This window comes from Chitinophaga polysaccharea, assembly GCF_007829335.1.
GTDB lineage: Bacteria > Bacteroidota > Bacteroidia > Chitinophagales > Chitinophagaceae > Chitinophaga > Chitinophaga polysaccharea_B.
Genome location: NZ_VIWO01000001.1, coordinates 403,412 through 428,856, shown reverse-complemented (window position 1 = coordinate 428,856; position 25,445 = coordinate 403,412). Strand labels below are relative to the sequence as shown.

Genomic DNA, 25,445 nt, shown 5'->3' with positions numbered 1-25,445 from the left:
CGGGAAATTAAATTGCTTTATGAAGAAAAAGACACTTTATTGGCTCATAGGCATACTTGGTTCACTCGTTATTTTACTCATGGTACTGAAAGCGTCCGGAGTGATTGGTAAGGAAGAAGGGATTAAAGTTGCTGTTGAAAAGGCTGCCAACAGGAACATCATTGAAGTGGTGACTGCCAGCGGAAAAATTTACCCCGAAATAGAGGTAAAAGTAAGCTCCGATGTATCCGGCGAAATCACCGATCTCCTCGTACTGGAAGGGGATTCCGTTAAGAAAGGCCAGGTACTGGCACGCATATACGCAGATATCTACGGATCAATGGTAGATAAGGCCGCCGCTTCCGTAAGTCAGCAACAAGCCCAGCTGGCTAATACCACCGCGGCTTTAAATTCTTATAAAGCCAAACTGGCCCAGAGTAAAGCAGCCTACGAAAGGAACAAAGAACTGCTTAGCCAGAAAGTGATCTCAAGATCAGAATTTGAAACCGCAGAAGCTACTTACCTGGCTACCCAGGCCGACTATAACGCAGCCCTGCAGCAAATCAACGGTAATAAATTTGCGATCCAAAGCGCCAAGGCCGATCTGAATGAAGCCAACAAAAACCTGGGTCGTACCACGATCTCAGCGCCTATGAGCGGAATTATTTCCCTGCTCTCTGTAAAGAAAGGCGAACGCGTAGTGGGTACAGCACAAATGACGGGTACCGAAATGTTGCGTATCGCTAACATGAGCACCATGGAAGTACAGGTAGATGTAGGCGAAAACGATATCCCGAAAGTAAAATATGGTGATACCGCCATTATTGAGGTAGATGCTTATAACAACCGCCAGTTTAAAGGAATCGTCACACAAATTGCCAGCTCCAGCAAGGGGGCAGCCACTGCTACTGTTACCACCGCCTCTTCGGCAGAACAGGTAACCAGCTATATCGTACATATCCGTATCCTGCCGGAAAGCTACCAGGATCTGATCGTGTCGGGTAGCAAAACATTTCCGTTCCGCCCGGGCATGAGCGCCAGCGTAAACATCCAAACCAGGCATGTCAACAACGTACTGGCTATTCCTATCAACTCCGTATCTACCCGTGATTCATCCAATGCCCACGGGGATAAGGATAAAAAGAAGCAGGATGATACTACGCCCGGTTCTTCAGCCAACACCAAGGTGGCGGTCAACGAAGTGGTGTTTGTATTGCAGAAAGATGGTACAGTGAAAATGGTAACGGTAAAAACAGGTGTGCAGGATGACGCCTGGATTCAGATCCTTTCAGGGATTAATGAAGGCGACCAGGTGATCAGCGCGCCTTATACTGCGATTTCCAGGACCCTGGAAAATGGTAAAAAAGTGAAGATAGTGCCTAAGTCTGAGCTATTTGAAGGCCAGAGTAAGTAGGGCTAAAATACATCATACACGTCTTTGTTGAGGCGAATGATCCGGAAAAACCGCCCGGGTCATTCGCCTCAATAGCTTTGTGCTTTCCGCATTCTCCTTATATTGCACAAAAAAAGCAACGTGAGCAAGAGCATTGGCATTATTGGCAGCGGAAGCTGGGCTACCGCACTGGCAAAAATTCTGACAGACAACGGGCACCCTATACATTGGTGGATAAGGAATGATGAAACCATCCGCCATATGCAGCTGCGCCATCATAATAAGCATTATCTCACCTCTGTATACTTCGATACCAGCCTGTTATCACTCAGTAGCGATCTGTCAGCCATGGTAGCTGCCTGTGATGAATTAGTGCTGGCGGTGCCTTCGGCTTTCCTGGAAGATGTATTAAGCCTGTTGCCCCCGGATGCACTGCGCAATAAGAAAATCATATCTGCCATTAAAGGACTGGTGCCCAGCAACAATGACCTGATTGGACAATATCTCTACAAACAGTTTGAGTTACCGGCTAATCAATATTTTACCATTACAGGCCCTTGCCATGCGGAAGAAGTGGCCAACGAAAAATTATCCTATCTCACTTTTTCAGGTGCTTCAATGGAAGATACCCAGGCAATTGCCGACAAATTTACCGGCAGTTTCCTGCAAACAATCGTCAACACAGATGTGGTAGGCGTGCAGCTGGCGGCGGTATTAAAGAATATTTACGCCCTGGGCGCCGGCATTGCCCATGGACTGGAATATGGCGATAACTTCCTGAGTGTATTTATCGCCAACTGTTTCCGGGAAATGCAAAGCTTCCTGGAAAAATATGAAGAGCAAAAAGCGGTGGTAGCCGGAACATCCCAGATGGTGCATAATTACAGCGCCAGTGCTTATCTGGGTGATCTGCTGGTTACCTGCTATTCGTTGCATAGCCGTAACCGTACTTTCGGTAATATGATTGGAAAAGGCTACAGCGTAAAGGCTGCCCAGCTGGAACTGAATATGGTGGCGGAAGGTTATTATGCCAGTAAGTGTATGTATGAAATGAACAGACAGATAGGCGCTTATATGCCGGTAGCACAGGCAGTATATGCCATTTTATGGCAACAGGTACATCCTTCAGAAGCATTCCTGTCGCTGGAGAAAGGGTTTATCTGATCCAGGTTGTTCTTGTTCCGCCCCCTTGTTCCGTGGGGCGGAACAGAAATGGGACTAAAAATCGTCGTAATCCTCGTAGTTATCTTCCCCAATTTTTATAATAGCCCGCACATTGGGAAAGTACTGTTTGATCAACGTGGCTATACGCGTAGAAAGATATTCGTTTAGTACCGGCCCCTCGTAGTATTCTATCTCATTGGTTTCATCTGAAATAATGTATTCCGTGATGTTGCGGTCTATAATAGCCTGAAATCTGCGTTGCTTCGGCAACTTCCTCAAATTGATTTTGGTAGGTACCCCATCTACATTAAATGTACATGCAATGTTTCTCATATCGCCTTGGGTTTAAATGAAAAAAGGAATGGTAGACCTGTGTAATTTAATGGTAGCCCGGAATGCTTACTGCAGCTAAAATAAGCTGAAATGGACAAGTGGGCATTTTTGTTGCTGATATATTGGTTAAATGATGTCATTTGTGCTAAATATAGGCGATTAACGATTGAATTATATTACAATTGTAATTAATTGTGTTTATATAGACTGTTAATTAAATGTAAATACCCATTTGTGCTATCTCCAGAATGGCTAAAAATGGGGAGAAAAGTGTGGAATTAATTCTACGGTCCTGATAGTTAGAATGGCGGAAACCGCGTGGGGACGGCATTGGATTGATATTTGGAACATCCAATGTCCCGATCCGGGAGGAAAACAGGCAATTTGATAACTGGTTTAGCTAAAAATTGTTACCATGAAGAGAACCTTGCTTTTTGTTACTTCTTACCCACCACGCGAGTGTGGCATTGCTACGTTTGCACAGGACCTGGTAAATGCAATGAATAAAAATTTCGCTGGCAACCTGCAGATTGAAATAGCGGCGCTTGAAGAAGCCGGCAACGCAGCCAATGTAATACAGCCGCCCGTTAGCTACACTGTTAATCCCTTTGATATTGACAACTGTATCGATTTTGCCCAGCAAATTAATGAGAATGATAACATAGACCTGGTATGTTTTGAGCATGAATTTGGGCTATATGGTGGCGAATATGGACATAACCTCCTGGCCATGCTTTCCCTGCTCGATAAGCCTTTTATTGTACGCTTTCATACCGTATTACCTTATCCCGACCTTAAATGTATGAAGGTGGTAAGCCTTATCAGCGAACTGGCGGCAAAGGTAATTGTAATGACCCGCTCCTCGGCTGAACTGCTGTGCCGCGTATATCGCGTACCCTCCGATAAAATTGCGCACGTACCACATGGCACCCATGCACATATTGTAGAGGACATCCCGTCGCTGAAAAAACAGTATCAGCTGGAGGGTAAAATGGTACTAAGTACCTTTGGGCTGCTCAGTGAAAACAAAGGCATTGAAACAGGTATCCGGGCTATGAAGGAAATTGTAAAGCAATATCCGGATGCCATTTACCTGGTGCTGGGAAAAACGCACCCGGTAGTTTGCGCCAGGGAAGGAGAAGCCTATCGGAATTCCCTGGAACTGCTGGTAAAAGAATTGAACCTGGAAAATAACGTGAGATTCGTAAATGCGTATCTCTCTCTCAAAACCTTGCTCGATTACCTGTCATTAACGGATATTTACCTGTTTACTTCTAAAGACCCCCACCAGGCGGTAAGCGGTACTTTTGTATACGCCATGAGCGCCGGTTGTGCGGTTATTTCCACCTCTTTTGTACAAGCCACTGAAATGCTGGAAGATGGCGCCGGCTGCCTGGTAGATTTTAATAACCCGGAACAGCTGGCGTCTGCCGCCTTGCAGTTGCTGGGCAACCCAGAGCTGCGCCAGCAAATGAGCCAATCGGCCATCGAAAAAACACGCAGCTCAATATGGGAAAATGTAGCCCTTACCCATATGAGCATCATCAGCGAGATCCTGGCAGAAGACAAAATATTGCCTAACCTGCCCCCTCCATACCTAGATCATATTGATCGCATGACAGACGAATTTGGAATGCTCCAGTTTTCCAAACACGATGTGCCCGATCCGGAGTATGGCTACACGCTGGACGATAATGCCCGGGCACTCATCGCCATGTGCATGTATAGCACGGAATTAAGACCCACCACTTTTGTGAATTCATTATGCCGCAAATACATCGATTTTATAGGCTATTGCCAGAAACCCTCGGGGAAATTCCAGAACTATGTTGATATCCAAGGCCAGTTTTCTCCCATGAACGGGGAAGTAAACCTGGAAGATTCCAATGGCCGGGCAGTCTGGGCCCTGGGATATACCATGGCCTATCACCAACACCTCCCATTTGAAACTGTCCAGGAAGTGCTGTCACGGTTCCGTCAATGCTTCCATTGGATACCAGAGGTGCATTCGCCCAGGGCTATCGCTTTTATCATTAAGGGTTTATACTATTTCCTGCAATACAAGCCCGGTGGAAGAGCGGCCGAATTGCTGAAAAATCTGGCGTCCAAACTATACAGCTATTACCAGGGAGAAGCCGATGATGCCTGGCATTGGTATGAATCCTCACTTACCTATGGCAACGCTGTATTGCCGGAAGCGATGATGATGGCTTACCATGTAACCGGAGTAGATGCCTGGCGTAAAACTGCAGAAGACAGTCTTACCTTCCTTTGCAGCAAAACCTTTACGGACAGCCATATGAAAGTGATCAGCAACAAAACCTGGTATCATCGCGATACGCAGCAGCCCCCGGAAGAAGGTGGAGAGCAATCCATAGAAGTGGCTTATACTATGCTGGCATTGAATACATTTTATAATATCACAAAAAACAATTCATACCTGGAAAAAATGCGTCTGGCATTCAGTTGGTACCTGGGAAATAATCATCTGAAACAACTTGTATGTAATCCACTAACTTACGGTTGTTATGATGGCCTGGAAAAAAACAATATTAACCAGAACCAGGGCGCCGAATCTACCGTTTGTTACCTGATCGCCAGACTTTTAATGGAACAGTGGAATAAACATAAATATGTTACAACGCGACAAAAGAACCTGGAGCCCGCCCGACTCGGGTTCAACTGATAATACAATGAAATATCCTAATATTCTGATTATTGATGACGAGCCGGATATATGTAGATTGTTGCAGCTTACCCTCGTCCGCCATGGATATACGGTCAGGTATGTACATGAACTGGGGGAAGGATTGCAATCGATCTTTAAACATCAGCCGGATCTCCTTTTCCTCGATATACACCTCCCGGATGGTTCGGGACTGGAGGCATTGCCTATCATTAAAGAAAAATGCCCATCATTACCCGTTATTACCATCAGTGCGTACGACAATGCTATGGAAAAGCAAACAGCTTTGAATGCCGGCGCTACTTTTTTCCTCGCTAAACCTTTTAGCGTAAAACATGTTGATGAATTAATAGACAATATTAAATGCTGATGAAATGCCACTTATTTTTAATTAGTAATTTTATCTAGCTATTCTGTTGCCAATTACCACATATTAAAGAAGTATGAAAAATATCCTGATTATAGATGATGAAATTAATATCTGTACCCTCCTGAGCAAATTTCTCGGGAAACATGGATTTGATGTGGATACTACCATGACCGGCAGCGCCGCATTGAAAATGATGAAGGAGAAAGCCTATGACCTGGTACTTTGTGATTACCGGCTCAAAGACACAGATGGTGCCCAGTTGCTACAAGATATTCACCAGATCAATCCTGCTACTATCGTTATCATTATCACCGGTTATACCGATGTACGAGTAGCCGTGGAAATGGTAAAAAACGGCGCCTATGACTATCTTTCCAAGCCACTGTACCCCGATGAAATTTTAAATCTGGTACACAAAGCTTTTGCGCATAAAGAAGCAGAACAGGAAAGACAAGCCGTAAGGCCCGTAGAATCAGGGTCGGAACCAGAAATGCGGGAAACCTTGCTTTCCCGCAACCAAAGCGATAAAAATGATAAATACGTGTATGGCGAAAGCCTGGGCGCCAAAGAGCTATTTCGTCAGATTAAGCTGGTGGCGCCTACCGATTATAGTGTAATCATCTTTGGCGAAACAGGTACAGGCAAGGAGTCGGTAGCTCACCTGATCCACCATCATAGCAAAAGAAGCCTGCAACCCTTTGTAGCACTGGATTGCGGAAGCCTGTCGAAAGAACTGGCCGCCAGTGAACTTTTTGGTCACGAAAAAGGTTCCTTTACCGGTGCTATCAATACCAAGATAGGTGCATTCGAACAAGCACAGGGCGGTACTTTATTCCTCGACGAAATTTCCAACCTGTCTTACGATATCCAGGTAGCCCTGCTCCGGGTATTACAGGAGAAATTGATCCGCCGGGTAGGTAGCCTGAAAGAGATTCCCATCGATGTACGTATCATCGTAGCCTCCAATGAAAAGCTCTCTGAGTCTGTACAACGGGGCAAATTCAGAGAAGACCTTTTTCATCGCCTCAACGAGTTTACTATTTACATTCCACCATTGAGAGAACGTCGCGAAGACTTGCCACTCTTTACTTCTGCCTTCGTAAACCAGGTGGAAAGGGAACTGGATAAATCTTGTGGTAAGATCTCTGCAGAAGTGTGGGATTGCTTCAAACAATACAACTGGCCAGGTAATATCCGTGAACTGAAAAATGTGATCAGGAGGGCCTGTCTGCTAACTCCTGAAATGGAAGATATTACCATGTCGGCATTGCCGCTTGAAATGAAAGAAGCATTTACCCAAACACCGGAAGAAGTGCAGATATCCGGTGAACTGGCGCTGCTTTCCAATGATAATGACCTGAAAACAGTTGCGTTGCAAGCAGAGTACAACAAGATTATTAATGTGCTGAAGGAAGTGAAGTACAATAAAACCAAAGCTGCCCAGGTGTTGAACATCGATCGTAAAACACTGTACAATAAATTACGCTTGTTGAATATTAACTACTAAGCACAATATATACCACAGAGGCGAGTAGTCCGGATAGTTTTAATAACTGTACGGATTATTCGCTTTTTTTATTTGTTTTGAGGTTTTCTGCTCCTTCGAAAAGCGGCATTGTAATGGAAAACGCGGTTCCTTTACCTGGCTCACTTTCCACGTTGATGGTTCCCTGGTGATTGAGCAATATATTTTGAGTGCTGGTAAGTCCCAGACCGGTACCTTTGGCTTTGTTGGTATAAAACGGGTCAAACAACCTGCCCAACTTGTCTGACGGGATACCAATTCCATTATCAGCAATCTGTAACCTGGCCCTGTTTTCAGGTGTTCGTGTAGTAGTAACCGTTAGTATTCCTTTTCGTGATGTCATTGCCTCTATGGCATTGATAATGATGTTAAGGAATGCAATCACCACTTTTTCTTCATCTGCATTGATAATAATATCCGGAGATACCAGCTTTCGATCTACCTGTATGTCGTTGAGCTGCAACCGGTCCTGCGACAGTAACAATGCTTTTTCTATCAATTCATTAATGCCATGGGGATCCGTATGTAATTCTATCATTCGCGTGCTGTGTAGTAGTTCAGTAATCAATTGATTAATCCGCGTACAGTTGCGCTCTATGATATCTGTGTATAGCAAGGCATCATCGCTGGCTACAATGGGATCTTCTTCCTTAAACTGGCTTACTGCCAGCAGGATGTTGGTAAGCGGGTTTCTTACTTCGTGTGCAATCACCCTGGCAATACGCCCGGTAATGACAAACTTTTCCCGGTGTTGTTTTTCCTGTTCTTCTCTTTTTTTCTCCGTGATGTCTTGTATAACACAGAGGAATATCTGTGCTGCTTCATCTAGCATTACCGCATTGATGTGTACCGTCATTTTTTTTGTGGTAGCGGTTTTAAATTCATATTCCGGGCTAGAGGTATGCCCATCGTGGCAGATATTATTTAAGAACAATTCACTTTCGTCGATAGAGAGGAAGAGGTCCCGGAGGTGTAACTGTAATATCTGTTCCCGGCTATATCCAAATGCTTTTAATGCAGCAGGGTTAGCATCAATAATATTCCTGTCGCAATCCGCCAGTATAATCAGGTCGTGGGCTTTTTCGAAAATGCCGTAGTATTTTTTTTCACTCTCTTCAATGGTACGGCGGTGATTATATTCGTCCAGGGCATAACGGATAGACCGTTCCAGCAGGTCGGCGGTAATTTCTCCTTTTACCAGGTAGTCGTAAGCGCCTGCCAGCATGGCTTCCCGGTCAATACGGTAGTCGCCTTTACCAGTAAGCATAATTACAGGCAACTGGTTAGGCATTTCCTGTACGCGGCGTAATACGTCAATCCCAGTATTGGGTCCCAGGCGATAATCGACCAGGTACACATCGTGGTCATCACTTTCAAGGGCGGCGATTCCTTTCTGATAGGACGGCGCCCATTCAATCTCATACTGGTTGGGGGAGATATCTTGTAATAGTTGTGTGACCAGGAAGAAATCGTCCTCATCATCATCTATCATTAAAATTCGGATTGGGCGCTCACTCATCGGCGTAGATTAGCGTGTTTGCAATTAAAGATAAATTTACCCGCAATAAAGATGCTAGGCTTTTGGGTCGGGGTGTGCTTGCTTTTGTTTCAATGGAAGTGTTACAACGAAGGTGGCGCCTTCATTGGGAATGCCATAAGCCTGGATAAACCCGTTATGACTATCTACAATCTTTTTACAAATGGCCAGCCCTATGCCGGTTCCGGTATATTCGCTGATACCGTGCAGGCGCTGGAAGATGAGGAAAATACGTTCGGCATAGGCCTGGTCAAAGCCAATACCGTTATCTTCCAGGCTGATACGGCAAAAAGTGTCTTCCCATTGACTTTCTTTTGCCATACCTAATTCTTTACCGGTTAAGAGCTGGTGGTGTATCTGTATCTCCAGCCGCCTATCGGGGCTGGCAAACTTGATAGAATTGGCCAACAGGTTTTGAAACAGCTGATGAAAAGAGGTATCACTCCCTTCAATCACCGGTAGCTGGTCGTATTTTACCAGGGCATTCTTTTCTTCCAACGTCACTTCCAGGTCGCTCAGCACTTCTTGCAATAGCTGGTTCATATCTACCTGGGTAATACTTTCAGGAGTAATACGCCCGGCCCTGGAAAAAATCAATAAATCATTAATCAGGACCCGCATGCGGGCAACAGCCGATACCATGCGCTCTATCAGCTGGCTGGCATCGGGAGGCAGCTGTTCTTTATATTTCATCTGGAGCCGGTCGCTGAACGTTGAAATCTTCCGCAGAGGCTCCTGGAGATCATGCGAGGCCACATAAGCAAATTGTTCGAGCTCCTGGTTGGTTTTATTCAGGAGAGAAATATTCTGCTGTAAATCCCGTTGGTACGACTTCATCCTGCTTTCTATATACAGTTGCAACCTGAACTCCCGGGTAAGCGTGATATAAGAATAGATGCCAATTATAATGGCTACCAGAGACGATATAAAGATCATGGGTACCCACATGACCGCGAAAAAGTGGAACAGCTCAGATTTCTCTTGTACCAAACCTTCTTCAATTCTGATCATGTCTCTTACTTTGCTATCGATGAGGTCCATTGACCGTTCGCCCTCTTTTACAGAGGAGAGCTGATTCAGCTGCGCCGATTTTTCTCCACCTAATTTTAGTTGCTGATATTTAATCACCAGCAGCCGCCGAAGGGTATCCAAATGCCGCTGCTGTAGAGGATTGTCGGCAGTTATTTTTCTTAATAGCTGGTATTCTCTTTCAATCCTGTTACTGCGTTCCGCCATACTGGGGTCCAGGAAGGTACTGTCTTTAGTGAGATTATAGCCCCTGATAGCTGCTTCTGCTTCCTTCAATTGACGGGTAATTACCTCCAGCCTTTTAGATACTTCTATAGCATGATTAAGCCGCCCGGCATTATCCAGCAGATTTTTAGCCACGAGGTAGGAAAATACCGAGGCTGCTATAATAACAGTAAATGCAATAAAAAAGCCGAGTCGTATCTTTTTGTGTACTGAAAAATGCATCTGACTTTAAGGGATGTTGAGAAAGCATTTGAAGTTACTATTTATACATGGAATTCAGGATTAAAATATACTTTTTACCTCAATCCCGTACTGAGCAACATATTCCACAGAGTGGTTTATAATTCTACGAGCTCAGCAAACTTACATCGCCGCCGCTTAATGCAGAGGTGGGAATATCCGTTATCCTTCAATAACAGCGTGTTTGAGTCATCCGGATGCGTATGTGCCGGTAAACTGTGCATAGCTGGAATGAACTTTGGGCCGTCTTCCATATCGTTACATTCACCAAAAAAATCAAATTATGAATAAGCCGGAAAGAAATAAAGAACCAATACCAGATCCAGAAACACCTGGCAAACAACAGCCCGGAAAAGAAGAGCCTACCCCGGTACAACCGCCACCGGTACAACCACCGCCGGATAAGCCAGAACTGGATCCCATTCCAGAGGAATTGCCCGGGCGGGAAAACCCACATAAGCCGGCAGACCCGCAAGGGCAAGCCTTTGACAAACAATCGCCAATAATATAACCATTTTCTTAAATTAAAAAACTGTTACAATGCCTACTAGTAAATCAGCCGGTAACGGCAATACCAGAAAAAGTACCAGTGACAAAATGGAACATTCAAAATTCCATGAACTATTCCTGGAAGAGTTGGAAGATATCTACTGGGCCGAAAAAAATTTGGTGAAAGCATTACCTAAAATGCAAAATGCAGCTTCGTCAGACGATTTGCGTAATTGTATAGCTGATCACCTGGAGCAAACAAAAGGGCATGTAACCCGGTTAGAACAGGTATTTGAGCTGTTAGGTAAAAAAGCCCGGGCAAAGAAATGTGAAGCCATGGAAGGCCTGATCGCAGAAGCACAGGAACTGCTGGGAGACACCGAGGAAGATACCGCTGTTAGAGATGCGGGAATTATTATCTCCTCCCAGAAAGTTGAACACTATGAGATAGCTGCCTATGGTAGCTTGTGTACCCTGGCCAATACCATGGGACATACAGATGTAGCTAAAATACTGGAACAAACATTACAGGAAGAAAAAAATGCCGATAGCTTACTTACTGAAATAGCCGAATCTACGGTAAATGAAGCAGCATTGGCCGAGTAATAAAGTGTGTTAAACGGAACATTACCAGGGCTCCCTCAAGTAGGGGAGCCTTTGTTGTGATGGCAACAACGGGGAATATCTGCGACAGGTTGGCGAATACTTGTAAATAAATACCCCTCCACCGTAAGCAGAGGGGTACAATAAGTAATGTGCTTCGCATTTTCCCAAAGAAAACTCTAAAGGCTAAGCCCGCTATGCAAACAGGAGCTGTTCTTCCCGGTCTTCCACCTTTATTTTCTTGATAAACTCGTCAAATCCGGCTTCTTCATGTGAACTGTAGGCACCATAAGCATCCAGTACATATCCCTTTTCTCCGTCCTGATCTTCCAGCACATACAGTACAGAGGAATCAGAAGGGTCAGATTCTCCTTCAAAGCGGTAGGTTTTAATGATGGTCAGATCTTCCGGATTATAAATTTTTTGTGCTTCCGTATTCTGCAACCTACCGTGATCACTCATCTTCAGTTCATGGTCAAATCCGCGCTCATGTAATCTTTCCAGTACCCTGGATAAAGTTGTCATTTCACCTGGTTTTTCCATAAGAAAAGGTTTTAGTTAACCTCAAAAAACCAAAAGTTATGCCGCGATGTTTTAAACATAGTGGTACTATTTGTGTTTACTTTTTTTACATATCAAAACCTTTATACTATGCGTGCAATATGGTCAGGATCCATAGGATTCGGGTTAGTAAATATTCCCATAAAACTATACAGCGCCACCCAGGACAGCCGGTTAGACCTCGATATGCTCGACAGCAAAACACTCGCTCATATCAGGTTTTTGCGTGTAAACGAAAACACAGGCAAAGAAGTGCCCTGGGACCAGATTGTGAAGGGATATCTCTATAAAGATGAATATGTGGTGTTGGAAGAAGAAGATTTTGAAGCCGCCAGCCCCAAGAAAAATAAGATTATAGAAATAGAATCGTTTGTAGAAGAAACGGATATAGATGATATCTATTTCGAATCTGCCTACTTTGTAGAGCCCGCAAAAGGAGGGGAAAAGGCATATGCCCTGCTCCAGCAATCGCTGGAAAAAAGTGGTAAAGCAGGGCTGAGCCGGTTTGTACTGCGTTCCCAGGAACACCTGGCCGTAATCAGGCCCCGCGAAAATTACCTGTTGCTCCAGCAATTGCGCTTTGAAGAAGAAGTAAGATCATCGGCAGATCTTTCTCTTCCATCCAGCGTAAAATTATCTAAAAGAGAGCTAGACATGGCAATGGAACTGGTAAAACAATACACGGCCAAATTTGATATCACACAGTATAAAGATGAATATAAAGCAGAACTGCTCAAAATAATAAAAGCCAAAGCCAGCGGCAAAAAGCCGGTAGTAAAGAAAATGCGCGTGGTACATACCAAGAGCGATGATTTGTTTGATCAGCTGAAGGCCAGCCTTAGCAAGCCCGCCACTAAAAAACGCGCCTCATGAGCCTTGTAAAATATAAGCAAAAACGGAATTTCTCCGAGACTACCGAACCCGAATCCGGCAAAAAGGGAAAAGTTACCTCGCATATTTTCGTGGTACAACGCCACCATGCATCCAGGCTGCATTACGACTTTCGCCTGGAGGTAGATGGCGTGCTTAAAAGCTGGGCCGTGCCCAAAGGCCCTTCTATGAACCCGGCCGACAAAAGACTGGCCATGGAAGTAGAGGACCACCCTTATGATTATAAAGACTTTGAAGGCACTATTCCTGCCGGTAACTACGGCGCAGGCACCGTTTATATCTGGGATAAAGGCACCTTTGAGCTACTCCACCCCAATGGTAACAGCTTTGACAAAGAAGCACTCCGCGAAATAAAATCCGGCGATCTGAAAATCGTAATGAAGGGAAAGAAACTAAAAGGAGAATTCGCGCTGGTAAAAATGAAAGGTAAAGAAGATAATGCCTGGCTGTTGCTGAAACACAAAGATAAATACGCCGTGCCGGAGTATAACAGTGAAGACTATACGCCAGAAAAAATAAAAGCCCAGGGCATAAAGGAAAAAACTGCCATGAAACAGGCTGCGAAAAAAAAGCCTGTTATACGGGCAAAACCAACGCCCGCTGCTGCGCCGGCCAAACCAAAGAAAATAACCGGTGGCCACCCGGTAAAGAAACGTTACAAGCCCATGCTGGCTACCCTGGTAAATGATGCCTTCGATGGGGAAGAGTGGTTGTTTGAAACAAAATGGGATGGCTACCGCGCTATCGCCGCAGTGGAAAATAACAAAGTGAATTTATACTCCAGGAATGACAAATCTTTTTTAAAAGACTATCCACCCGTAGTGGCCGCCGTGGAAAAAATTTCGCATACGGCCGTACTGGATGGGGAAATTATGGTGCTGGACAGTAAGAACCGGGCCGACTTTCAAACTTTACAGCACTATACCACTACCGGAAAAGGGCGCCTCGTATACATGGTGTTCGATCTTCTGCATCTCGACGGGCATGAGCTGCAACACCTATCCTTGTTGGAACGGAAAAGTTTGTTGAAAGACCTGCTGTCAACACTCAACGATGATACCGTTCGCTTTTCGGAGCATGTGCTGAAAAATGGGATTAAGTTTTTTGAGAAAGCCCGGAAACTCCAATGGGAGGGCATCATCGCCAAGAAAGCAGACAGCGTCTACGAAGAGGGCAGGAGGGGCATGTCGTGGCTGAAAATAAAAATAGTCAATGAACAGGAAGCCCTGATCTGTGGTTATACCGCCCCGCGGGGCAGCCGCAAGAAAATAGGGGCGCTGGTATTGGGTATCTATGAAAACAAAAAGCTGAAGTACATAGGCCATTGCGGAGGCGGCCTCAATGAAACCACTATCGGCGAACTATACAACCGCCTGCAGCCACTCGTTACTAAAACCTCTCCCTTTGCGGAAAAGGTGGCCACCAATATGCCTGTTACCTGGGTGAAACCTGTGCTGGTGTGCGAAATAAAGTTCCAGGAATGGACCAGCGACAAAATTATGCGGCAACCTATTTTCCTGGGACTGCGGGAAGATAAGCCTGCAAAGGAAGTACAGCCGGAAATAGCAAAACCGTTGACCATGACAACAACTGAAAACCAGCGTATCCTTACGTTAAACAGTAAAAAGGTAACATTAACCAACCAGTCGAAATTGTACTGGACAAAAGAAAAAATTACAAAAGGGCAGCTGATCGACTATTACCTGTCTGTGGCTAAATACATACTGCCTCATCTGAAAGACAGGCCGGAGTCGCTGCATCGCTTCCCTAATGGTATCGACAAACCCTCCTTTTACCAGAAAGACCTGGACCTGGAACAAACGCCCGACTGGATCAAGAGCGTTCCCCTGCACTCAGGTTCCACTGGTAAAGACGTGGATTACCTGGTATGCAACAACGAAGCATCGCTGGCTTATATGATCAACCTGGGCTGCATTGAAATCAACCCCTGGTTGTCGCGTTTAAACAGCCTGGAGAATCCTGATTTTATTGTACTGGACCTTGATCCAGAGCATATAGATTTTCGTTATGTAGTGGAGACGGCGGTACATATTAAAGCCGCACTGGACCGGTTTAAGGTACAGGCTTTCTGCAAAACTTCGGGGTCCACCGGCTTACACATTTATATTCCCACGGGCGCCAAGGTGAGTTACGATACGAGCCGCCTTTTCGGGGAGTATATTGCCAGGCATGTAAATGCAGAACTCCCCCGCACCACCAGTGTTATCCGGGCAAAAGCATCCCGGGATAAGCGGGTATATATCGACTACCTCCAGAACAGCCGTGGGCAAACCGTGGCGGCGCCTTATTCCGTAAGGCCCAAACCTGGTGCTACCGTATCTATGCCGATAGATTGGAAGGAGCTGAACGACGACCTGCGCATGAGCGATTTTGATATCCACAATTCACTGGACCGGCTACACGAAACCGGCGACCTGTGGCAGGACATCAATAAGGTAAAAAATGATTTGCGTAAAATTATCCGGGAGATGGAAGGATAGTAGCCGATTTTATGCCTGCACAAAACAACCCGTTCCCGGAGGCAAAGGAACTATTATCTTTGCAGGGCTATGTCTAAAGGCCATATTTTAATCATTGACGACGAAGACCAGCTGCGCAAGCTGTTAAGCAGGCTGCTGGCCCTGGAAGGATATACCCTTCACGAAGCTCCCAACCTAAGGGCGGCTATGAAAATCCTGGAGAAGGAAGAAATACATGTTATTCTTTCCGATGTAAAGTTGCCCGATGGCAACGGAGTAGAGCAGGTACAACAGGTACATGCCAAATATCCTGAAATAGAAACGATTGTACTGACAGCCTATGGCAACATTGCCGATGGCGTACAGGCCATTAAAAACGGCGCATTCGATTATATTACCAAGGGAGATGATAACAACCGCATTCTCCCTCTGGTGAGTAAAGCGATGGACAAGGCACATCTGCAATTCCGTATCCGTGACCTGGAGAAGAAAATAGGCGGAAAATACAGCTTTGGCAATATACTCGGCGATTCGCCGGAAATCCGCACTGCTATTGCCCTGGCAGAAAAAGTAGCGCCTTCGGATATGACAGTGATGCTACTGGGAGAAACCGGTGCTGGTAAAGAAGTATTTGCCCATGCCATTCACCAGGGAAGCCAACGTAAGCAACAACCCTTTGTAGCAGTGAATTGCAGCGCTTTCGGAAAAGACATCCTGGAAAGTGAGTTGTTTGGCCATGTGGCTGGTGCCTTTACCGGTGCCGTAAAAGACAAGAAAGGATTTTTCGAGGAAGCCCGGGGAGGTACTATTTTCTTGGATGAAATAGGGGAAATGCCTATTGAACTACAGGCGAAAATGCTGCGTGTGCTGGAAACCCAGGAGTTTTATAAAGTGGGGGAATCTAAACCCACTAAAACTAATGTGCGTATCATAGCAGCTACGAACCGTAACCTGGAGCAGGAAATTGCTGCAGGGCATTTCCGGGCCGACCTGTTCTACCGGTTATCCGCCTTTCTGATTTCGCTGCCATCCCTCAATGAGCGCCGCAAAGATATTCCACTACTGGCCAATTGGTTCCTGCAACAGATAGCACCCAAAATAAACAGGCGGATTACGGGTATGACACCAGCTTTCCTGCAGGCGTTGCAGCAGCACAGTTGGAAAGGAAATATACGGGAATTGCGTAATGTGATTGAGCGGGCCGCCATTTTAACGGATACGGATATACTGGATACACCGGTACTTCCCCTGGATTTTCAACAGGGCGGCTCTGAAGAAAACACCTCTCTCCGGCTGGCCGACATGGAAAAGAAACATATTATCCGGGTGCTGGCGCACGCCAAAGGCAATAAAACCAAGGCTGCAGAACTGATGGAGATAGGATTAACTACGCTCTATAACAAGATAAAAGAATATAATATTACTGCCTCATAGCAGCCATCCCAGTAACAGGCACGCCAGTACGATAAAGGGAGAAGGTAGCCTGGTAAGGCATAATAACCCCAGCGTACTGGCCATGATCAACAGATTGTACCAGTTGATCGGTATAGCAAAGAACAGGATAAAGGTGGCTGCCCACATAATCCCTACCACTACGGCATTAATACCTTCCAGGGCGCGGTAAATCACCACATATTTTTTGAGGTTGTTCCAGATAGGAAAGAAGAACAATACCAATAGCAAGCTCGGCAGGAAAATGGCAATAGGCGCCAGCATACAGCCCAGGAACTGGTAACCCATACCCAGGTTACGCATGGCCATCCCGCCCACATAAGCAGATATGGAGAAGGTAGGACCGGGGAGTGCGCGCATGATACCGGCGCCGGTCAGCAACTCCTCCGCAGAAAGATATTGCGATTTGGCGCGGGTTACATACTGTTCCAGCATCATCGCTATCAGGATATCGCCTCCACCAAATACCAGGCTGCCGAAACGGTAAAAGTTTTCGAAAAGGTTGAACGGGCGACGGGTAATCCACTCGTGGGTACGCGCCATTTCAGATAAAGCTCCCGCCAGTATGAATACAGAAGCAAACAGCCAGATATTTCCCCACTGTATTTTCCGGGGCTTTTCCGCATTCCCGGGAATACGTTTATTACTGAAATTGGATACAATACCGCCCAATATGATCAGTGCGGGGAAGGTCCAGGGCGACTTCAGGTAAAATGCGGTAAACATGGATACCACCATGATGGCACCGGTAGCCAGGCTGTTGATACTGATACGAAAAGCCCGGATACCGCCATAGGCAAGGAAACCCACGGCCATCGGCTGTACATACTTGAAAATATCTGTTCTAAGGGCATTCTTACCAAAATACTGTAACAAGAAACTCAGGGATCCCATGATCAGGCAAGCCGGAGAAATCCATATCAGCAGCGTAATAACGGCCAGGATCACCCCTCCGCGTTTATAGCCAATCAGGGTAAGGGTTTGGGAAGAGGAGGCACCGGGTAACAACTGACAGAAAGCATTATACTCCATCAACTCTTGCTCGGTAACATCCTTACGTTGCTGTACAAACGTTTTCATCATCATCGCCAGATGGCCCTGCGGGCCTCCATAGGCGGTAATGCTATGTAATAGCACAGCTTTTAAGAAAGGAATATGACGTAGAAGCACAGCGTTTTTTAGTGAATTCCGATTGCACGAAACAATAAGGTAATCAAATATCCCGACAAAATACAACCACGTTGCCAATATTGGTAACCCTCAAAAATAATAAAGGCACAATACTTGTAATATTGGCCCCATTATAACGAATATGGCCTTTTGTCCGTTGTGATAGTTTCGATACTAGCCTGGTTAATATCCCACCAATGTCTGAGATGTTCGGACCTAAAGAATAACCATATTGAGGAACCATTAGAGAATGACTTGCTTATACGCAGGATATTTATAAAGTCCCGGAACGATGAGTTGCCGGGACTTTGACTTTTATAGCTCCTTATTTTTTAAGACCTATTTCACGTAAGCGTTCATCCAGGTATTCACCTGCGGTGATCGGTTCATAAGCCAGCGGGTTGTTGGCTGTAACACAGCTTTCCAGTGCATCCAGCTTCATGGCAGACTTAGGATGCAGGAAGAAGGGAATAGAGTAACGGGAAGTATTCCACATTTCCCGGGGAGGGTTTACCACCCGGTGCGTGGTCGACTTCAAACGATTGTTGGTTAAGCGTTGTAACATGTCTCCAACATTTACCACAATCTGTTCTGGCAGTGAGGTTACCGGTACCCAGTTGTTCTGCTTGTCAAGAATTTGCAGTCCGTCGGCAGAAGCACCCACCAACAGGGTAATCAGGTTGATGTCTTCATGTTGTTCCGCCCTGATGGCCGATTTAGGCTCCTGGGTAATAGGAGGGTAGTGAATGGCTCTCAGGATGGAATTACCATTATGGATTTTATTATCGAAATAATGCTCGTCCAGGCCCAGGAACAAGGCAATGGCCTGTAACAGGTACTTGCCGGATTGCTCAAATCCGCGATATGCTTTGAAAAAGGTAGGTGTAAATGCAGGTACTTCCGCCACCTGTACATTATCCGGGTATTCGGCCCCGATAGGGTCGTTATCTTCTACGGTTTGTCCAAACTGGAAAAACTCTTTCAGGTCCGGGGCTTCGTATCCCTTGGCATGTTCTTTCCCAAACGAAGTATAACCCCGCTGGCCGGCCAATTCCGGGATCTCGTATTGGTGTTTGGTATCAAAAGGGAGCTTAAAAAATTCCTGTACGTACTTGTAGAGGTCAGCAATCAGTTCGTCAGGAATCCCATGATTCTTTACTGCTACAAAACCAACATCTTCATAAGCCTTACCTAACTGCTGCACAAATGCTGCTTTTCGCCCTGCATCTCCGGATGTGAAGTCTGCAAGATCCACTGAGGGGATTGAGTGGGTGGTCGCCATATCTTATATTATTGTTTTGGAGCGATAAAGGTAGCGAAAATAGCACTATGGACAGTAGAAAAGCTGTTGGCTTACCGGCCAGATCCCCCTGGCCGGCGGCCATTACCTGAAATATTGTTCCTCCTCATGGGTGATGTCTACTACAGCGTACCGGGCTATCTTATTGATCAGCATTTCATCCATGATATCGACCACATTTTTATAGTTCGACCTTTTATCTGCTTTGATCAGTACCATCAGGTCATTTTTATGAAACGCGTTCATCACGGCCGCCTTTTTATCAATAATCACATCCCTGATGCCGGCATGATTCGCATAGCTGGCGTAGTGTACCTGTGGCGGCTGGGCAGGATCGTTGCCCATGCCTTCATACCAGGCAATTCGGTTGTCGGGTCCCAGTATCACAGTCAATGCCTTCTTTGCCGGCAGCGACATTGGCTCTCCATCTTCCCGGGGCATTACTAAGTCCATGGTCTTGGGCTTAGCCATGGTGGTGGTGAGCATAAAGAATGTAATTAACAGGAAGCCCAGGTCTACCATGGGGGTCATATCCACACGGGTCGACTTTTTATTGCTGCGGGGGCCACGGCCTCCTTTAGGAGCGGCAGTATTCATTTCAGCCATAACTAACGGTTTAGGATATACGAAAATGGTTGAAAGCGCTTTCAGCTATTAGATGCCGCCGTCTGTTTTTTCCATAAATGCCAAAAAAGAAAGGGCGTTCAATCTGAACGCCCTTTCCTGGAAAAATCTATAATGATTTGTTTAAAACTCCGCACTCTTCGGTGTTCTCGGGAATGCAATCACATCGCGGATGTTAGACATACCGGTTACAAACAGCATCAGGCGCTCAAAGCCGAGGCCAAAGCCGGCGTGAGGAGCTGTTCCAAAGCGGCGGGTATCCAGATACCAGCTCAATTCTTCTACCGGAACATGCATTTCTTCCATACGCTTTACCAACTTGTCGTAGTTCTCTTCACGCTGTGAACCGCCCACCATTTCACCGATGCCAGGGAACAGGATATCCATTGCCCTTACGGTTTTATTGTCATCGTTGAGTTTCATGTAGAAAGACTTGATCTCTTTAGGATAATCAGTTAAGATAACCGGTTTCTTAAAGTGTTTTTCTACCAGGTAGCGTTCGTGCTCACTCTGCAGGTCAGCGCCCCAGCCTTCAATCAGGTACTGGAACTTCTTATTCTTATTGTGTTTGCTGTTTTTCAGGATGTCGATCGCTTCTGTATAGGTAATGCGTACAAACTCGTTGTGTAATACAAACTCCAGTTTTTCTATCAGGCCCATTTCGCTACGTTCCTGCTGGGGTTTTTGCTTATCTTCTTCCACCAGGCGGTTAGCCAGGAAATCGAGGTCATCGCGGTTGTTATCCAGTACATAGCCTATTACCGACTTGATAAAAGCTTCTGCCAGGTCCATGTTATCTTCCAGCTCATAGAAAGCCATTTCCGGTTCTATCATCCAGAACTCCGCCAGGTGACGGGCGGTGTTGGAGTTTTCAGCACGGAAAGTTGGGCCGAAGGTGTAGATGTCACCAAAAGCCATAGCGCCCAATTCGCCTTCCAGCTGCCCGGAAACAGTGAGGTTGGTAGATTTACCAAAGAAATCTTCTTTGAAATCAATATCCCCACTGTCGGTACGTGGTGGATTTTTCATGTCCAGCGTGGTTACCCGGAACATTTCACCAGCGCCTTCCGCATCGGATGCGGTAATAATGGGCGTATGCAGGTATACAAAGCCCCGTTCATTGAAGAAGCGGTGTACTGCAAATGCCAGGGCGTGGCGTACGCGGAAAATAGCGCCAAACGTGTTGGTGCGGAAACGCAGGTGCGCAATTTCACGGAGATATTCCAGGCTGGGCTTGTTTTTCAGCTGCAGTGGATACTTTTCCGGATCGCAATCACCCAGTATTTCCAGGGTACTAGCTTTCAGCTCCACTTTCTGCCCCTTACCAAGGGAAGGAATGATTTCGCCGGTAGCGCTGATAGCCGCGCCGGTGGTAATACGCTTGATCAGCGCAGCATCCGTATTTTCGGCATTTATTACGATCTGTAAATTATTATTGGTAGAGCCATCGTTCAAAGCTATAAATTGATTGTTGCGGAATGAACGCACCCAACCCTTAACTGTAACTTCGTAATGCGCCTTGTCATCGGACAAGATCTGCTTGACTTTTACCCTTTGGCTCATATATATTTAATTTTTAGGATTGCAAAAATAAGCGTAAATCTTCATAGTATATAGCACCGGCAACTGCCTTTTTTCCTTTCGCCGGGTGCCAACAAAATGTTAAAAATAGCAGTGGAACAGGGCCAGGCCCAGACTGTTGGCTCCGAATGCCGGGCCGGTGGCCAGTTTCGCCTGCACAAGAACAGAATAGGGGCTACTTTGGGGCATTTGATGCTTAAAATTTTTTGGATAATAGTAAAAGTTGTTTTAATCTTGCGGTATATTCTGCCTGATTAAGTTCATTTTCCATCTTCATCAGCAGTTCCTAAACTCAATCATTCCCTATCAAATTTAATAAGCTAATTAAATTTATTGACTCAAAACAATTATTTGTAATTGGTGTATGTTGGTATGCAGTGGTACCCGCCTCACAACACTTCTAAAATTTGACAACACAGATGATGTACGACATCTTACAACTGAACGACATGCTCGTTCCTGAGCTGCTTGATATTGCAGAGAAACTGGACGTTCCCAACGCAAAAAAACTGAACAAACAGGACCTTATCTACAAAATTCTTGATAAACAAGCAGTATTAGCCTCAGAAGATAACCAAGCCAACGGAGACGAGAAAAAAGCACGGAAACGCAAACCTGTAAAGAAAGACGAAGCTAGCCACCCGGCTGAAGAACCTGCTCACGCTGAAGAAAAACCAGCTGCGAAAAAAGCAGCAGCAAAGAAAAGCACCGGAACAAAAACCAAAGAACACGACGAACACGAAGCCCCTGCTGCCGCTTCAGCCAAGCCTAAAGTGAAAGATTTCGAAATAGACTTGGATAGCATTCCTTCCCTTACTTTCGACGACGATGATGATATCATTATTCCTTCTTTTACAGAAGATGAAGAGCCGGAAGAAGCAGAAGAGGAAGAAGTAGTGGTAATACCGCCAGTAGAAGATGAACTGGATGATGATGACTTTGTAGTACCGGGAGAAATTCCAGTAACACCTGTGGCGCAAAAGAACCGTTTCCCAAACAAGAAAGAACCCGTTTTCAACATAGAGTTCGACGGCGTTATCGTGAGTGAAGGCGTACTGGAAATGATGCCGGATGGCTATGGTTTCCTCCGTTCTTCTGACTATAACTATCTCAGCTCCCCGGATGATATTTATGTATCTCCTTCTCAAATAAAACTCTTCGGCCTGAAAACCGGGGATACCGTGAAAGGCTCTGTACGCCCACCCAAAGAAGGGGAGAAGTACTTTGCTTTACTGAAAGTGGAAACAATTAATAACAAGTCGCCGGAAGAAGTACGCGACCGCGTACCATTCGACTACCTGACACCCCTATTTCCATTCGAAAAACTCAGGTTAACTACCACTTCCAATAACTACTCTACCCGTATCATGGATATGTTTACGCCTATTGGTAAAGGACAACGTGGACTGATCGTTGCCCAACCCAAAGTAGGTAAAACCATGTTACTGAAGGAAGTAGCCAACGCAATCGCTACCAACCATCCGGAAATATACCTGATGGTAGTACTGATTGATGAGCGCCCGGAAGAGGTAACAGATATGGAACGCAGTGTAAAGGCAGAAGTAATTGCATCTACTTTTGACGAGCCTGCAGAAAAACACGTAAAAGTATCTGCCATCGCATTACAGAAAGCAAAACGCCTGGTAGAATGCGGACATGATGTAGTGATCCTGCTCGACTCTATTACCCGTCTGGCAAGGGCCCACAATACCGTGGCTCCTGCTTCCGGTAAAGTATTGAGTGGTGGTGTGGAAGCCAACGCCATGCAGAAACCAAAACAATTCTTCGGTGCTGCCCGTAAAATTGAACACGGTGGTTCATTAACTATCCTGGCTACCGCCCTGATTGATACCGGTTCTAAAATGGATGAGGTGATCTTTGAAGAGTTTAAAGGTACCGGTAACATGGAACTGTTGCTGGATCGTAAACTGGCTAACAAACGTATCTTCCCGGCTATCGATGTTTCTGCATCGTCTACCCGTCGTGATGACCTGCTGCTGGATAAAGATTCTCTCAAACGTATCCACATTCTCCGTAACCATCTCGGTGATATGAACACGGATGAGTCTATGCACTTCATGCTGCAACATATGCGTGGTACTAAAAACAACGAAGAATTCCTGATTTCTATGAACAGCTAGAACAGGACTACGATAAAAAGAAGGCCCGTTACGATCATCGTAACGGGCCTTTTACTTTTAGTATTGATTATATTGTTTTTTCTGTTGCCCCGGCGCAAATTGTTTCGCCGATTTGGTACCGTAAATTTTCTTCTGTTGCCCTGGCGGTAACCCGTGTGGATTGCCTGTTTCTGTATATACAGGCGTTACACAACTATAGCAAAATACAACCAGCAGCCCACATAAAAGAAGTGCTATTTTTTTCATGACAGATATAGTTAATGAGTGATCTGCTTATCATGCAAAAATCCCGCCACAGTAATACTATGGCGGGATTATCCAATCTATCTAACCTTATAACTATCTTACATAAAACATCATCAGATGCTTATTAGAATATCCAGTTTACACCAACTTGAAATTCTTTAGGGAAATCGAAGCTGAACGCGCTGGTGTTATTTTTAGCACCGGTTGCTTCTGTCTTTCTCTGATCATAAGCATAGCTCAGACCACCGAAAGCGCCTTCCAGCATGAAGTGTTTGCTCACGAAGTAAGTGATACCAGGCAATACTTTAACGGAGAAACCATTGTAAGTATAGGTTTTATTACCGTCAGTTTTGTCTGTACCAAAGTGGTAACCTGCATTACCTTCAGCGAAGAATGCAAATTTGCTTTGACCAATCATGTGGTAGTTACGTACGAACAGGCCTGGAGTTACGCTGGTAGTGGTGGTTTTTAAGCCGTTCACTTTTTTGGTACCGAATTCAGTGTTGGCAAATACACCTACTACCCAGTTAGAGTTCAGTGCCATACCTACTTTAGGGCTGATACCGAAGGTGGTGTTGGTGGTTTTGTTATCAGTACCTTTTTGTTTGTCAGTGGTAGTGGAAACATTCAGATTACCTCCTAAAATAAAATCGCCTTTCGATAACTGAGCCTTTGCTACTTGTGTGCCGAACAGTGCTACTGCGGCCATTACAATCAACTTTTTCATCTGTCGTTAAATTTAAATATTCATTAAAACTATTCCTGTGTCTTGATTCTTCTACATACTTGCTAGCAATCCTTGTTGATGTTTGGTCGATATCTTAATCCATTAAAAAATATATTCAACACCTGTCGTTCACGGCTCATAAAGCACTTCAGGCCATCCTTATCATGAGGATCAAAACCTGCTGCCTGCCACTTGCACCATATTACCCATAAACCAAATAATACGTTTACCAGTAACTGCGCCGTTAGTTCAGGATCCGTCCCTTCATGCAATTCCCCATTTTCCACGCCTTTCGCAATGGTGGCGGAAAGGAAAGAAATTTCTACCTGCTGTAATAACTCTATCGTTTGACGCATCAAACTGGATGGAACATCTTTAATCCATTCATTTACACCAAATAGAAAATGATATTCCAGCAACATTTTTTCTTTCAATGCCAGGTAACGGTCTATGATAGCAGTAATAGTAGGGGCGGTTTCTACATAGGCCGACATGTCCAGGAAACAATCAGCTATCATCCGCTCCACAACTGCTACATATATGGATTCCTTGTCAGAAAAATAATAATACAAAGAGCCTTTGGATATTTCCAGGTCCCTCGCTATCTCCTCCATGGTAGTTTTAGACAAGCCAAACCGCTTGAAGCGCTTCAATGCCGCTTCCAGAATCATGATACGTTTCTGGTCCTGTTCTGCCATA

22 protein-coding genes are annotated in these 25,445 nt (G+C 45.3%); 11 read left to right on the top strand and 11 right to left on the bottom strand.

The window, feature by feature from the left end:
- Positions 1-19 precede the first annotated feature (19 nt).
- On the top strand, positions 20-1,393 hold the full coding sequence (locus FHW36_RS01810) for an efflux RND transporter periplasmic adaptor subunit (RefSeq protein WP_145661341.1): 1,374 nt from the start codon (positions 20-22) through the stop codon (positions 1,391-1,393).
- Positions 1,394-1,513: 120 nt separating this feature from the next.
- A complete protein-coding gene (locus FHW36_RS01805; protein WP_145661339.1) occupies positions 1,514-2,536 on the top strand; it encodes an NAD(P)H-dependent glycerol-3-phosphate dehydrogenase in 1,023 nt (340 codons plus the stop codon).
- A gap of 54 nt (positions 2,537-2,590) precedes the next feature.
- Here FHW36_RS01805 and FHW36_RS01800 read toward each other — a convergent pair whose 3' ends face one another.
- Positions 2,591-2,869, bottom strand: a complete 279-nt coding sequence (locus FHW36_RS01800) for a hypothetical protein (protein WP_145661336.1) — start codon at positions 2,867-2,869, stop codon at positions 2,591-2,593.
- A 415-nt stretch (positions 2,870-3,284) separates the two neighbouring features.
- Between FHW36_RS01800 and FHW36_RS01795 the strand changes: the two genes are divergently transcribed.
- The 3 genes from FHW36_RS01795 to FHW36_RS01785 all read left to right on the top strand — a co-directional run bounded on the left by FHW36_RS01795 (position 3,285) and on the right by FHW36_RS01785 (position 7,432).
- Positions 3,285-5,555, top strand: coding sequence for a glycosyltransferase (locus FHW36_RS01795; RefSeq protein WP_145661332.1), 2,271 nt, complete (start codon positions 3,285-3,287; stop codon positions 5,553-5,555).
- A gap of 7 nt (positions 5,556-5,562) precedes the next feature.
- Positions 5,563-5,925 carry a response regulator transcription factor gene (locus FHW36_RS01790; protein WP_246121039.1) on the top strand — a complete coding sequence of 121 codons (363 nt, stop codon included), beginning with the start codon at positions 5,563-5,565 and terminating at the stop codon, positions 5,923-5,925.
- 73 nt (positions 5,926-5,998) lie between these two features.
- Positions 5,999-7,432, top strand: coding sequence for a sigma-54-dependent transcriptional regulator (locus FHW36_RS01785; RefSeq protein ID WP_145661327.1), 1,434 nt, complete (start codon positions 5,999-6,001; stop codon positions 7,430-7,432).
- Between the two features lie 55 nt (positions 7,433-7,487).
- On the opposite strand, the gene FHW36_RS01780 is transcribed toward FHW36_RS01785, so the two are convergent.
- The gene (locus FHW36_RS01780) at positions 7,488-8,942 is read right to left on the bottom strand and encodes a hybrid sensor histidine kinase/response regulator (protein WP_186452269.1); all 1,455 of its coding nucleotides are present in this window, start codon (positions 8,940-8,942) and stop codon (positions 7,488-7,490) included.
- A gap of 81 nt (positions 8,943-9,023) precedes the next feature.
- Positions 9,024-10,463, bottom strand: coding sequence for a sensor histidine kinase (locus FHW36_RS01775; protein ID WP_145661321.1), 1,440 nt, complete (start codon positions 10,461-10,463; stop codon positions 9,024-9,026).
- Between the two features lie 301 nt (positions 10,464-10,764).
- Here FHW36_RS01775 and FHW36_RS01770 point away from each other — a divergent pair, with 301 nt between their 5' ends.
- A complete protein-coding gene (locus tag FHW36_RS01770; RefSeq protein WP_145661318.1) occupies positions 10,765-10,992 on the top strand; it encodes a hypothetical protein in 228 nt (75 codons plus the stop codon).
- Positions 10,993-11,021: 29 nt separating this feature from the next.
- Positions 11,022-11,576: a YciE/YciF ferroxidase family protein gene (locus FHW36_RS01765; protein WP_145661315.1), complete on the top strand. Its 555-nt coding sequence runs from the start codon at positions 11,022-11,024 to the stop codon at positions 11,574-11,576.
- A gap of 192 nt (positions 11,577-11,768) precedes the next feature.
- On the opposite strand, the gene FHW36_RS01760 is transcribed toward FHW36_RS01765, so the two are convergent.
- Positions 11,769-12,116, bottom strand: coding sequence for a hypothetical protein (locus tag FHW36_RS01760; RefSeq protein ID WP_145661312.1), 348 nt, complete (start codon positions 12,114-12,116; stop codon positions 11,769-11,771).
- Positions 12,117-12,224: 108 nt separating this feature from the next.
- Here FHW36_RS01760 and ku point away from each other — a divergent pair, with 108 nt between their 5' ends.
- The 3 genes from ku (at position 12,225) to FHW36_RS01745 (ending at position 16,939) form a co-directional block, all read left to right on the top strand.
- On the top strand, positions 12,225-13,007 hold the full coding sequence (ku, locus tag FHW36_RS01755) for a non-homologous end joining protein Ku (protein ID WP_145661309.1): 783 nt from the start codon (positions 12,225-12,227) through the stop codon (positions 13,005-13,007).
- Entirely contained in the window at positions 13,004-15,526 is a 2,523-nt protein-coding gene (gene ligD / locus FHW36_RS01750; protein ID WP_145661306.1) for a DNA ligase D, read from the top strand. Before ku ends, ligD begins: the two co-directional genes overlap by 4 nt.
- A gap of 69 nt (positions 15,527-15,595) precedes the next feature.
- Complete coding sequence (locus tag FHW36_RS01745) at positions 15,596-16,939, top strand: sigma-54-dependent transcriptional regulator (protein WP_145661303.1); 1,344 nt, start codon at positions 15,596-15,598, stop codon at positions 16,937-16,939.
- Here FHW36_RS01745 and chrA read toward each other — a convergent pair.
- From chrA to asnS, 4 genes are all read right to left on the bottom strand, one after another.
- Positions 16,934-18,127: a chromate efflux transporter gene (chrA, locus tag FHW36_RS01740; RefSeq protein ID WP_145661300.1), complete on the bottom strand. Its 1,194-nt coding sequence runs from the start codon at positions 18,125-18,127 to the stop codon at positions 16,934-16,936. The genes FHW36_RS01745 and chrA overlap by 6 nt on opposite strands.
- 325 nt (positions 18,128-18,452) lie before the next feature.
- A complete protein-coding gene (locus tag FHW36_RS01735; protein ID WP_145661298.1) occupies positions 18,453-19,409 on the bottom strand; it encodes an isopenicillin N synthase family dioxygenase in 957 nt (318 codons plus the stop codon).
- A 102-nt stretch (positions 19,410-19,511) separates the two neighbouring features.
- Positions 19,512-20,033 carry an ExbD/TolR family protein gene (locus FHW36_RS01730; protein WP_145661296.1) on the bottom strand — a complete coding sequence of 174 codons (522 nt, stop codon included), beginning with the start codon at positions 20,031-20,033 and terminating at the stop codon, positions 19,512-19,514.
- Between the two features lie 141 nt (positions 20,034-20,174).
- Positions 20,175-21,614 carry an asparagine--tRNA ligase gene (gene asnS, locus FHW36_RS01725; RefSeq protein ID WP_145661293.1) on the bottom strand — a complete coding sequence of 480 codons (1,440 nt, stop codon included), beginning with the start codon at positions 21,612-21,614 and terminating at the stop codon, positions 20,175-20,177.
- A gap of 440 nt (positions 21,615-22,054) precedes the next feature.
- Here asnS and rho point away from each other — a divergent pair, with 440 nt between their 5' ends.
- Positions 22,055-23,773, top strand: a complete 1,719-nt coding sequence (gene rho, locus FHW36_RS01720) for a transcription termination factor Rho (RefSeq protein ID WP_145665213.1) — start codon at positions 22,055-22,057, stop codon at positions 23,771-23,773.
- A gap of 57 nt (positions 23,774-23,830) precedes the next feature.
- On the opposite strand, the gene FHW36_RS01715 is transcribed toward rho, so the two are convergent.
- The 3 genes from FHW36_RS01715 to FHW36_RS01705 all read right to left on the bottom strand — a co-directional run bounded on the left by FHW36_RS01715 (position 23,831) and on the right by FHW36_RS01705 (position 25,444).
- Positions 23,831-24,019 carry a hypothetical protein gene (locus FHW36_RS01715; protein ID WP_222428976.1) on the bottom strand — a complete coding sequence of 63 codons (189 nt, stop codon included), beginning with the start codon at positions 24,017-24,019 and terminating at the stop codon, positions 23,831-23,833.
- Between the two features lie 124 nt (positions 24,020-24,143).
- On the bottom strand, positions 24,144-24,746 hold the full coding sequence (locus FHW36_RS01710; protein ID WP_145661288.1) for an outer membrane beta-barrel protein: 603 nt from the start codon (positions 24,744-24,746) through the stop codon (positions 24,144-24,146).
- A 62-nt stretch (positions 24,747-24,808) separates the two neighbouring features.
- Positions 24,809-25,444: a TetR/AcrR family transcriptional regulator gene (locus FHW36_RS01705; RefSeq protein ID WP_145661286.1), complete on the bottom strand. Its 636-nt coding sequence runs from the start codon at positions 25,442-25,444 to the stop codon at positions 24,809-24,811.
- Position 25,445 lies beyond the last annotated feature (1 nt).

Bases quoted from the DNA above. Each gene is read 5' to 3' on its own strand.
- FHW36_RS01810 (WP_145661341.1), top strand. From the start codon at position 20: ATGAAGAAAAAGACACTTTATTGGCTCATAGGCATACTTGGTTCACTC.
- FHW36_RS01730 (WP_145661296.1), bottom strand. From the start codon at position 20,033: ATGGCTGAAATGAATACTGCCGCTCCTAAAGGAGGCCGTGGCCCCCGC.
- FHW36_RS01790 (WP_246121039.1), top strand. From the start codon at position 5,563: ATGAAATATCCTAATATTCTGATTATTGATGACGAGCCGGATATATGT.
- FHW36_RS01765 (WP_145661315.1), top strand. From the start codon at position 11,022: ATGCCTACTAGTAAATCAGCCGGTAACGGCAATACCAGAAAAAGTACC.
- FHW36_RS01715 (WP_222428976.1), bottom strand. From the start codon at position 24,019: ATGAAAAAAATAGCACTTCTTTTATGTGGGCTGCTGGTTGTATTTTGC.
- FHW36_RS01710 (WP_145661288.1), bottom strand. From the start codon at position 24,746: ATGAAAAAGTTGATTGTAATGGCCGCAGTAGCACTGTTCGGCACACAA.
- ku (WP_145661309.1), top strand. From the start codon at position 12,225: ATGCGTGCAATATGGTCAGGATCCATAGGATTCGGGTTAGTAAATATT.
- ligD (WP_145661306.1), top strand. From the start codon at position 13,004: ATGAGCCTTGTAAAATATAAGCAAAAACGGAATTTCTCCGAGACTACC.
- FHW36_RS01760 (WP_145661312.1), bottom strand. From the start codon at position 12,116: ATGGAAAAACCAGGTGAAATGACAACTTTATCCAGGGTACTGGAAAGA.
- FHW36_RS01705 (WP_145661286.1), bottom strand. From the start codon at position 25,444: ATGGCAGAACAGGACCAGAAACGTATCATGATTCTGGAAGCGGCATTG.
- FHW36_RS01745 (WP_145661303.1), top strand. From the start codon at position 15,596: ATGTCTAAAGGCCATATTTTAATCATTGACGACGAAGACCAGCTGCGC.
- FHW36_RS01800 (WP_145661336.1), bottom strand. From the start codon at position 2,869: ATGAGAAACATTGCATGTACATTTAATGTAGATGGGGTACCTACCAAA.
- rho (WP_145665213.1), top strand. From the start codon at position 22,055: ATGTACGACATCTTACAACTGAACGACATGCTCGTTCCTGAGCTGCTT.
- FHW36_RS01770 (WP_145661318.1), top strand. From the start codon at position 10,765: ATGAATAAGCCGGAAAGAAATAAAGAACCAATACCAGATCCAGAAACA.
- FHW36_RS01735 (WP_145661298.1), bottom strand. From the start codon at position 19,409: ATGGCGACCACCCACTCAATCCCCTCAGTGGATCTTGCAGACTTCACA.
- FHW36_RS01780 (WP_186452269.1), bottom strand. From the start codon at position 8,942: ATGATAGATGATGATGAGGACGATTTCTTCCTGGTCACACAACTATTA.
- asnS (WP_145661293.1), bottom strand. From the start codon at position 21,614: ATGAGCCAAAGGGTAAAAGTCAAGCAGATCTTGTCCGATGACAAGGCG.
- FHW36_RS01775 (WP_145661321.1), bottom strand. From the start codon at position 10,463: ATGCATTTTTCAGTACACAAAAAGATACGACTCGGCTTTTTTATTGCA.
- FHW36_RS01795 (WP_145661332.1), top strand. From the start codon at position 3,285: ATGAAGAGAACCTTGCTTTTTGTTACTTCTTACCCACCACGCGAGTGT.
- FHW36_RS01785 (WP_145661327.1), top strand. From the start codon at position 5,999: ATGAAAAATATCCTGATTATAGATGATGAAATTAATATCTGTACCCTC.